The sequence below is a fragment of the Streptomyces sp. NPDC005423 genome (assembly GCF_040606415.1).
Classification (GTDB): Bacteria; Actinomycetota; Actinomycetes; order Streptomycetales; family Streptomycetaceae; genus Streptomyces.
In genome coordinates, this window is record NZ_JBEXET010000004.1 from 248,277 (window position 1) to 256,367 (window position 8,091).

Consider the following 8,091-nt stretch of genomic DNA (forward strand, 5'->3'; position numbering starts at 1 on the left):
GTCCCTACGAAACTGATGACAGAGGCCCGTCTGCCCGCGTTCACGCCTCTCACTCCCCCTAATTCTAAAAAATCTTCCGAGGCTGTCGAACGGGTGGGAGCCAGGGGGTTCAGCCGGACGGGAGCAGGCCCGAGGTGCCCGAGGTGCTGACGGTGAGGGAGGTGCCGTTGCCGCGGTGGATGACGGCGCTGGGGAAGACGGGTTCGACCCGTACCAGCCGGGCGCTGCCGGGGGTCCCCGGGTAGAGACCGAGGTTCGCCCACACCGCCCAGGAGGACATGGCGCCGAGATCGTCGTTGCCGACGAGCCCGTCCGGCCGGTCGCTGAACAGCGTGTCCAGGGCGCGCCTGACGGTGCTCTGCGCGAGGTCGGGGCGGCCGAGCGAGGCGTAGGCCCAAGGGGTGCCGAAGGAGGGTTCGTTGCCCAGGTAGGCGTAGGGCTCCTTGCCGCCGGCGTTGAGGCGGGTGAAGAAGGAGTCGAGGCGGGCGGTGACAGCGGCGCTGCCGCCCATCGCGGTGAAGAGGCCGGGCAGGTCGTGCGGGACCATCCAGGTGTACTGGGCCGCGTTGCCCTCGACGTACTCCGTGGTCTGGGCGGGGGTGAAGGCCGGCCAGGTGCCGTCGGCGGCGCGGGGCTGGAGGTAGCCGGTCGCGGGGTTGAAGAGGTTGCGCCAGTTCCCCGAGGCGCGCAGCAGCTGCTGGTAGGAGGCGGTGTCGCCGAGGCGGCGGGCGAGCTGGGCCAGCGCGTAGTCGGAGACGGCGTATTCGAGGGTGGTGGAGGCCGGGCCCCATACGCCCTTGGTGCCGGCGGGGACGTAGCCGAGGGTGTCGTACTGCTGGTGGCCGGGGCGCTGGCGGTCGTCCCGGCGGCCCGCCAGGGCGGCGCGCAGCAGGGCCTTGGCGTCGAAGTCGGTGGCGCCGAAGGCGTGCACGGCTGAGGCGATCGCGGGCAGCGGGTCGCCGACCATGACCTTGGTGCCGCCGTCGGCGAGGGTCCAGCGGTCGAAGTAGCCCGCTTGGAGCCCTTGGTCGAGGACGGACTGCGCGATGTCGGAGGCTTCGCGGGGGGCGAGCAGCGCGAGCAGCTGGACCTGGCAGCGGTAGACGTCCCAGCCGGAGAAGTCCGCGTACTGAACATGGCCGGGGCGGGTGCGGTGGACGGCGCCGTCCATGCCGGTGTAGCGGCCGTCGGTGTCGCTGAAGACGCTGGGGTGCAGCAGGGAGTGGTAGAGGGCGGTGTAGAGGACGCGGCGCCGGGTTTCGGTGCCGCCGCTGACGTCGATCCGTCCGAGCCAGGCGTTCCAGCGGGCGCGCGCGGCCTGCCGGACCGCGTCGTACGACTGGGTGCCCTGCTCGGCCACGGCGTTCCGGCGGGCGCCCTCGACGCTGACGAAGGAGACCCCGACCCGGACGGTGACCGTGCGCACTCCGGGGGCGAAGGAGACGAGGGCCGCGCCCGCCTTCCCGTCGGGGTGGGCGGTCCGGGCGAAGTCCTGGTCGAAGGTGGCGTGGAAGTAGAGCCGGTAGCGGTTGCCGGACTTGCAGAAGCCGCCGCCGTCGGTGTGGCCGGAGAGGGTGCGGGTGCCGATGTCGACCGTCCCGGTGGCCGCGTTGAACGCCCGGCCCGCGTCGACGCTCAGCGAGGCGGCCCGGTCGTCGTGTGCCGGGTAGGTGATGCGGGCGATGCCGGAGCGCTGGGTGGCGGCCAGTTCGGTGCCGATGCCGTTGTCGAAGGTGACGCCGTAACTGCCGGGTGCCGCCCGCTCGTTGGCGTGCGAGAAGGTGGCGTACGTCGGCTGGGCGGTGCCCAGGGTGGGCATGAAGGGCACGTTTCCGTAGTCGGCGCAGCCCGCTCCGGAGATGTGGGTGAGGCTGAATCCCCGGATGCGGTTGTCGCCGTACGTGTATCCGCCGTGTTGGTACGTCATCGTGTCGGGGCTCCACTGCACCCCGCCGAGGGGCGCGGCGGCTCCGGGGAAGGTGTTGCCCGCGCCGCCGCCGTGTCCGAAGTCCGGGCCGCCGGCGGAGGTGCCGACGAACGGGTTGACGTAGTGCGCCGGGTCCTGGACGGTCCGGGCCGTCCCGTCCGCGCGGGCCGGGGCGGCGCCCGCCCCCGTCGCGACGAGCATCGCGGCCGCCAGCGGGGCTCGCAGGAAGGGAAGTCGCACGGCGTTGCTCCAGAGGGCCGGGGAGGGCGCCGCCTCACGCGACACCGGGACGCGAGTCTCCCCAGCCGGGCGCCCGCTTCCGGCGCCGCCACACCGGCGGCCCAGGACGAACCCACCGGTCGGATGACCGAAGAGGCGCGGGCGGAATCCCCGTGGCCGCCCCCGCCGCACCGGCTGTTCCCCGCACGCGCCGACTACGGTTCCAAACTTTCGTTACACCCTCTTACGGAATCGCTTGACGTCTCCGACCGCGACGCGTTACAACTTATAACGAACACGAAAGCTTCTAACGCAACCGGGATGCCGGACGCGCACGCCGTGGAGGTCGTCATGAACGCCGAAGGACTCGTCGAGGTCGTCCTGCCGGGCAAGGTCGAGCCCGAGGGGCTGGAGATCCGCCACGGAGCCGTCCCCGAGGCAGGCCCCGGCCAGGTACTCATCCGGATGGAGGCGACCGGCGTCTCCTTCGCCGAACAGCAGATGCGACGGGGCCGCTACTACGACCAGCCGCCGTTCCCCTTCGTCCCCGGCTACGACCTGGTCGGCACGGTCGTCTCGACCGGCGAGCGGGTCGCACCGGGCCTGGCCGGCCTGCGGGTGGCCGCGCTGGTCAAGGTCGGCGGCTGGGCGACTCACGTGCTGGTCGACGCGGCGGATGTGGTGCCGGTGCCGGACGGGGTCGGCGCCGCGGAGGCGGAGACCCTGGTCGTCAACGGCATCACCGCCTGGCAGATGCTGCACCGCAAGGCCCGCGTCCGCGCCGGACAGACGATCCTGGTGCACGGCGCCAACGGGGGCGTCGGCTCGGTCCTGGTCCAGCTCGCCCGGGCCGCCGGCGTGAACGTGATCGGCACGGCGTCCGCCCGCCACCACGACGCCCTGCGGGAGCGGGGGGTCCTCCCCGTCGACTACCGCGCCGGTGACGTCGCCGCCCGGGTCCGCGAACTCGCCCCCGGCGGAGTGGACGCCGTCTTCGACCACGTAGGCGTCGAGAGCGTCGTCGACTCCTGGCACCTTCTCGCCCCCGGCGGCACGCTCGTCGCCTACGGCAGCGCCTCGACCCGGGACGACGAGGGTTCCAAACAGTGGCCGATCCTCAAGATCCTGGCCCGGGTGTGGCTGTGGAACACGCTGCCCAACCGCCGCCGCGCCTGCTTCTTCAACGTGTGGGCCGGCCGCGCACTGACCAGGAACCGGTTCCGCGCCCGGCTGCGCGCCGACCTCACCGACGTCTTCGGCGCCCTCCAGCGGGGCGAGGTGACCGCGCAGATCGCCGCCCGACTGCCGCTCTCCCGAGCCGCCGACGCGTTGCGGCTGGCCGAGTCGGGCACGGTCGCCGGAAAGATCGTCCTCAACCCCTAGCGCCCCGCTCCACCGCCCCCGGACACCCGCTCTCCCTCCCCACCGGCATCCCGCCAGCGCCACGTCCCCGACCCACCGAGACGCGAGGACCCGCCATGACCACCGCCCGCACCACCGCGACGCCCCGCCTGCCGGTCCGCCTGCTCATCCCCGCCGCGATCGCCGTGCTGGCCTGCACCGTCACCACCGCCACCGCGGACGCCGCCCCCGCCCACCCGACCCGGCAGACAGCGAACACCCAACACCGCGACAGCGGCGGCCAGTTGACGGCGAAGGCCCTGACCGGCGCCTGGCTACGGCTCTGGAACGGCGACTACCAACAGGCGCCGCGCATCATCTCCCCCGACCTCCGGGTGCACGCCGCCCTGCTCGGCGGCGGCGACGGCAGCTCCGTCAAGGGGCCCGACGGCCTGGCCGCCTGGATCGCCCAGACCCGCGCCGCCTTCCCGGACCTGCGCTTCGCCCTCCAGGTACGCCCCGTCATCAACGGCCCCTACGCGTCCGTGCGCTGGACGTGCACCGGCACCTACGCGGGCGGCTTCCCGGGGGCCGAGGCCGCGCCCGGGACGGTAATCACCTTCACAGGGACGGACACCCTGCGGATACGGGACGGCAAGGTCGTGGAGTACTGGCTGAACAGCGACATGCTGTCGCTTCTCACGCAGCTCAAGGTGATCTGATCCGCCGGATCCCGGCTCACAACGCGTGAACCCCACCCCGTGGAAACGGGATGGGGTTCACCTACGAGCGCTGGGCAGGCCTTGCACCTGCATTTTCCCGCAGGAAGCGGGACGTCTTTCCTTGGACCACCAACGCGCGACCAGGGACCGGGAGTTCCGGTGACCGGCTCAAGATCGAGCATAGCCCATTCGTGAGCGGTGCCGCGCCACGCGTTGACTCGGCGACGACCGGACGGAGTGGGGGCAGCGGGCGGTCCTCGCCCCGGCGAAGCACCCGATGTGGTGAAGTGGCGGGACCGTGCCGTTCCGAGCACCGGTACGAAGAGACCTCGGCACCCGCACCGCGCTTCCGCGCGGTGCGGTTCGAGGCCGCCGCGTCGACCGCGCCACGCGTTGACACGGGCGGGCGCCGGACGTTGACTGACGGCACGGCGACGACTCACTGGAGAGCGACATTTGATGATGTACGACCAGAATCGGGCTCAGCAACCCGCGAGCCAGCCTCCGGGCCGCCCCGAACGCCGCGTCACGGGCCCGGAGCCGCTCATGCCGCCGGACGAGCGGGAGAAGATCGCCCACCAGCTCGGCCAGGCCATGAACCACTTCGCGGACACCCCGCGTGAGGCGCTGGAGGAGGCGGAGGCCGCCTACGACGAGGCGACCGCGCAACTGGCCCAGGCGCTCGCGGAGCACCGGCGGGAGCTCCGCGCGAGCTGGGAGGACCAGGACCCGGAGACCCAGTCCGTCGACCTCCGGCTCGCGCTGCGGCAGTACCGGGAGCTGACCCAGCGGCTGCTGCGCGCCTAGACCCTCCGCGGCCCCCGTCACCGCCCCTCTTCCGCCCCGACTGGATATCTACGCCGACGGGATGAGAATTCGGCGCGATGCGCGATGAGAATTCCTTTGTCGGCAGCTGGAGCGGCTTTATGGGTCGTGCACTGCCGGTCGCGCCATGCTACTGTTGATCTCAGTTGCAGTAGTGGTTGCCAAAAGCTTCAGATGCCCGCACCGGTTCATAGTCCGGTGGAGCATTTTTTTGTGTGTCCGGTCAGTTTTCCGGCGGGGTGATCATCACGGCGACACGGAGCCCGTAAAGTGCGGACTCCGGTGACCGCCCCGAAGGAGATATTAAAATGGCTGCTGGCACCGTGAAGTGGTTCAACTCGGAAAAGGGCTTCGGCTTCATCGAGCAGGACGGCGGCGGCCCCGACGTCTTCGCCCACTACTCGAACATCGCCGCCCAGGGTTTCCGCGAGCTGCAGGAAGGCCAGAAGGTGAACTTTGACATCGCGCAGGGCCAGAAGGGCCCGACCGCCGAGAACATCGTTCCCGCCTGACGCACGCGCTGAACGTCGCAGCTGGGGCCCGCACCTTGGGGTGCGGGCCCCAGCTCGCTGCTTTTCCGAACATTTCCGGGGAATTCATGACCCCATATTCAACGCTCCCGGCCTCAATCAGCCGGGAACATCGGCTCGTTCTTGCGATTCTCTGCGCAGTTCACTCACCGCGGGAATTCCTTGATACGCGCCATATCAAGGAAGGTTCCACATGAATCGCGCACGAACGAACGATCGCTTTGCCCGCAAGCGCAGCGGCGGTTTCGGAGCCGGTAATTCGGGCTCCGCCAATTCCGGTTACGGCAGTTCGAGCTACGGCAGCGCCGGCTCCGGCCGCTCCGGTGGCAGTGCCGGAAACCGCTCCGCCGCCCCGCGCCGCACCAAGAGCTACGGCGGCAGGCCCGCCGCCCCGCAGGGCGAGTTCGCGCTCCCGAAGAGCATCACGCCCGCCCTGCCGGCCGTCGAGGCGTTCGCCGAACTCGACATGCCGGAGCGCCTGCTGGGCGCGCTCGGCCACGAGGGCGTGACCGTCCCGTTCCCGATCCAGGCGGCGACCCTGCCGAACTCCCTGGCCGGCCGTGACGTACTCGGCCGCGGCCGTACCGGTTCCGGCAAGACCCTCGCCTTCGGCCTCGCCCTGCTGGCCCGTACGACGGGCCAGCGCGCCGAGCCCAGGCAGCCGCTCGGCCTCGTCCTCGTTCCCACCCGTGAGCTGGCCCAGCAGGTCACCGACGCGCTCACCCCGTACGCCCGCGCCGTCAGTCTGCGACTGGCGACCGTGGTCGGCGGGATGTCGATCGGCAGGCAGGCCGGGGCGCTGCGCGGCGGCGCCGAGATCGTCGTCGCCACCCCGGGACGCCTCAAGGACCTCATCGAGCGCGGCGACTGCCGACTGGACAGGGTCGCCATCACCGTCCTCGACGAGGCCGACCAGATGGCCGACATGGGCTTCATGCCCCAGGTCACCGCCCTGCTCGACCAGGTGCGCGACGGGGGCCAGCGGATGCTCTTCTCCGCCACCCTGGACCGCAACGTGGACCTGCTGGTCCGCCGCTACCTGCACGACCCGGTCGTCCACTCGGTCGACCCGTCGGCCGGCGCGGTCACCACCATGGAGCACCACGTGCTCCAGGTGCACGGAACCGACAAGCAGCGCACGACCACCGAGATCGCCGCCCGCGAAGGCCGGGTGATCATGTTCCTGGACACCAAGCACGCGGTGGACCGGCTGACCAAGCACCTGCTGAGCAACGGTGTCCGCGCGGCCGGTCTGCACGGCGGCAAGTCGCAGCCCCAACGCACGCGCACGCTCGCCCAGTTCAAGGACGGGCACGTCACGGTCCTGGTGGCGACCAACGTCGCGGCCCGCGGCATCCACGTCGACAACCTCGACCTGGTCGTCAACGTCGACCCGCCGACCGACCCCAAGGACTATCTGCACCGCGGCGGCCGTACGGCCCGTGCGGGCGAGTCCGGCAGTGTCGTGACCCTGGTCACCCCGGAGCAGCGTCGCGACATGAGCCGGCTGATGGTCGCCGCCGGTGTCACCCCGCAGGTCACCCAAGTACGTTCGGGCGAAGCGGAGTTGACCCGGATCACGGGCGCCCAGGCGCCTTCCGGTGTCCCGGTCGTCATCACCGCGCCGGTGGTGGAGCGCGAGCGGCCCCGTCGCAGCGCGCCCTCCGCGTCCCGCGGTCGCCGTGGTGGCGCCGCCGGACAGGGACGGCCCACCGGGGAGGCGTCGCGCCGCAGGGGACAGCGACGGTCCTTCGGTTCGGCTGCCTAGGCAGCACGTCGAAGTCCTCGGTCCAGCACGCCGGAGGCACCCTTGACCGCCGCGTGGACGCGGCGAACCCGGGTGGTGTCTGCTCTCGGGAGCGTGCTGGATCACAGGGACGCGTCCGGCCCCCGGGGCTCGGACGACCCACCGCGGAGGTCGCCCCCTCGGTGCCGACCGTGGCCCGTGTCGAGTCCCCACTCTCCTGCGACGGGGACGACCTCCGCTCGGGCGCGGTCACCCGCGCCCGGCTCGTCGCCCTTCGGGACGGCTCCGCGCAACCGGACCGGGTCCGGCCGCGGGACGTCCCGGACGGACAGGCCCGTGCCCAACCGGCCGCCACCGGTCGCCCGTTCGGTCTGCTCAACCATTCTCTGTGAGGCATCATGCGCTGTGTCATCGCCCGCTACCCGTTCGACTTCACCAAGAGCGGCGTACTGGACTCCATGAAGGGCATCAAGCCCGAGCTCATCACCGGTGAGTCCGTGACGATCGGGCGTCGCCGCTACCCCGTCAAGCAGGTGGGGCGGATCATCACCCGGCAGGACCCGCGCGACTTCAGCAGCGGCGAGGTCGTCCGGGCCATGACCCGCCTCGGCTTCACCTGCCACGACCTGCCCGAGGCCACGCCCGCGCCGGTGCTGTCCCCGCTCCAGAACGCGTCGGCGCTGCTCGGCTCGCCGGAGGAGTGACCGCCCGCCGAACCGATGCTGCCCAGTGGTCCGTGGGGACTGCTCTACGAAGTCAACCAGCGGGATCCGTACAACC

7 protein-coding genes are annotated in these 8,091 nt (G+C 71.4%); 6 read left to right on the top strand and 1 reads right to left on the bottom strand.

The window, feature by feature from the left end:
- Nucleotides 1–109 precede the first annotated feature (109 nt).
- A complete protein-coding gene (locus tag ABZT12_RS08980) occupies nucleotides 110–2,167 on the bottom strand; it encodes a GH92 family glycosyl hydrolase (RefSeq protein ID WP_356379695.1) in 2,058 nt (685 codons plus the stop codon).
- 330 nt (nucleotides 2,168–2,497) lie between these two features.
- On the opposite strand from ABZT12_RS08980, the gene ABZT12_RS08985 reads away from it, so the two are divergent.
- The 6 genes from ABZT12_RS08985 to ABZT12_RS09010 all read left to right on the top strand — a co-directional run bounded on the left by ABZT12_RS08985 (nucleotide 2,498) and on the right by ABZT12_RS09010 (nucleotide 8,015).
- Entirely contained in the window at nucleotides 2,498–3,529 is a 1,032-nt protein-coding gene (locus ABZT12_RS08985) for a medium chain dehydrogenase/reductase family protein (RefSeq protein ID WP_356379739.1), read from the top strand.
- A 95-nt stretch (nucleotides 3,530–3,624) separates the two neighbouring features.
- Nucleotides 3,625–4,209 carry an ester cyclase gene (locus ABZT12_RS08990; protein WP_356379698.1) on the top strand — a complete coding sequence of 195 codons (585 nt, stop codon included), beginning with the start codon at nucleotides 3,625–3,627 and terminating at the stop codon, nucleotides 4,207–4,209.
- Nucleotides 4,210–4,668: 459 nt separating this feature from the next.
- Nucleotides 4,669–5,016 (top strand): hypothetical protein, encoded by a 348-nt coding sequence (locus tag ABZT12_RS08995; protein WP_356379700.1) that lies wholly within the window; start codon nucleotides 4,669–4,671, stop codon nucleotides 5,014–5,016.
- Between the two features lie 326 nt (nucleotides 5,017–5,342).
- Nucleotides 5,343–5,546, top strand: coding sequence for a cold-shock protein (locus tag ABZT12_RS09000; protein WP_356379703.1), 204 nt, complete (start codon nucleotides 5,343–5,345; stop codon nucleotides 5,544–5,546).
- A 211-nt stretch (nucleotides 5,547–5,757) separates the two neighbouring features.
- Nucleotides 5,758–7,332, top strand: coding sequence for a DEAD/DEAH box helicase (locus ABZT12_RS09005; RefSeq protein ID WP_356379706.1), 1,575 nt, complete (start codon nucleotides 5,758–5,760; stop codon nucleotides 7,330–7,332).
- Nucleotides 7,333–7,709: 377 nt separating this feature from the next.
- Nucleotides 7,710–8,015, top strand: a complete 306-nt coding sequence (locus ABZT12_RS09010; RefSeq protein ID WP_356379709.1) for an SCO5918 family protein — start codon at nucleotides 7,710–7,712, stop codon at nucleotides 8,013–8,015.
- The last annotated feature ends 76 nt before the right edge of the window (nucleotides 8,016–8,091 follow it).